At 65.9% G+C, this 1,262-nt stretch carries 1 protein-coding gene and 1 pseudogene; both read right to left on the bottom strand.

Features of this window, described 5'->3' with window-relative positions; genetic code table 11:
• The coding region (locus tag GT030_RS06565; protein ID WP_237522236.1) for an alpha-amylase family glycosyl hydrolase at positions 1-493 on the bottom strand (493 nt) is incomplete at its 3' end.
• Positions 490-1,262: pseudogene (locus GT030_RS06560) on the bottom strand (alpha-1,4-glucan--maltose-1-phosphate maltosyltransferase); the annotation flags it as partial. The gene GT030_RS06565 and the pseudogene GT030_RS06560, both read right to left, overlap by 4 nt.

Genomic DNA, 1,262 nt, shown 5'->3' with positions numbered 1-1,262 from the left:
CCTCGGTGTCGACGAAGATGATCCGGGCGTCCTGGAACTGCTTGTCGTCGTCGGCCCAGACGTAGTAATCCCCGTACGGTCCGTCGGGGTTGTTGCGGGACTCCTGGAACCACGGGTGCTGGTCACTGGTGTGGTTCATGACGAAGTCGATGATGACCCGCATGCCCCGCTGGTGCGCGGCGTCGACGAACTCCACGAAGTCCGCGAGGTCCCCGAACTCGGGGAGCACGGCGGTGTAGTCGGAGACGTCGTAACCGCCGTCACGCAGCGGGGACTTGAAGAACGGCGGGAGCCAGAGGCAGTCCACGCCGAGCCATTGCAGGTAGTCGAGTTTGGCGGTCAGACCCTTCAGGTCACCGACGCCGTCGCCGTTGCTGTCCTGGAAGGAGCGGACCAGGACCTCGTAGAAGACGGCACGCTTGAACCACTCGGGGTCCCGGTCCTTGGCCGGAGTGTCCTCGAAGGTGTCGGGAACGGGCTCGTTGACGATCATATGGCGGGTGACCCTCCGATCCGCGGGTTGGACGGTCGCAGAACCGAGAACACATGCGCGGGTCGACGACCCGGTTCGAGTCGCACATAGTTGGCCCTGCCCCAGTGATAGGACTCGCCGGTGAGCAGGTCGCGCACCGGCACCGACTCGTGCCAGTCGAGGCCGAGTTGCGGCATGTCCAACGAGACCGTGGCCTCCTGGGTGTGGTGCGGGTCGAGGTTGGCGACCACCAGAACCGTGTTCGAACCGCTGCGCTTGGAGTAGACGATCACTCCGTCCTGGTCCGCGTGGTGGAAGTGGATGTCCCTGAGCTGGTGCAGGGCCGGGTTCTCCCGGCGGATCTCGTTGAGCCGGGTGATGAGCGGCGCGATGGTCCGTCCCTCGCGGGCGGCCGCCTCCCAGTCCCTCGGCTTGAGCTGGTACTTCTCCGAGTCCCAGTACTCCTCGCTGCCCGCCTTCAACGGCTCGTTCTCACAGAGTTCGTAGCCGCTGTAGATGCCCCACGTGGGGGAGAGGGTCGCCGCGAGGACCGCGCGCACCTCGAAGGCGGGGCGCCCGCCCTGCTGGAGGTAGGCGTGCAGGATGTCGGGGGTGTTGGCGAAGAAGTTGGGCCGCATGTAGGCGGCGGCCTCCCCCGAGAGTTCGGTGAGGTACTCCGTCAGCTCCTGCTTGCTGTTGCGCCAGGTGAAGTAGGTGTAGGACTGCTGGAAGCCGATCTGGGCCAGGGTGTGCATCATCGCGGGGCGGGTGAACGCCTCCGCCAGGAAGA

The organism is Streptomyces sp. SID1328 (genome assembly GCF_009865595.1).
Lineage (GTDB): Bacteria > Actinomycetota > Actinomycetes > Streptomycetales > Streptomycetaceae > Streptomyces > Streptomyces griseoluteus.
The sequence above is the reverse complement of the archived record's forward strand: the minus strand, read 5'-3'. Positions and strand labels throughout refer to the sequence as shown.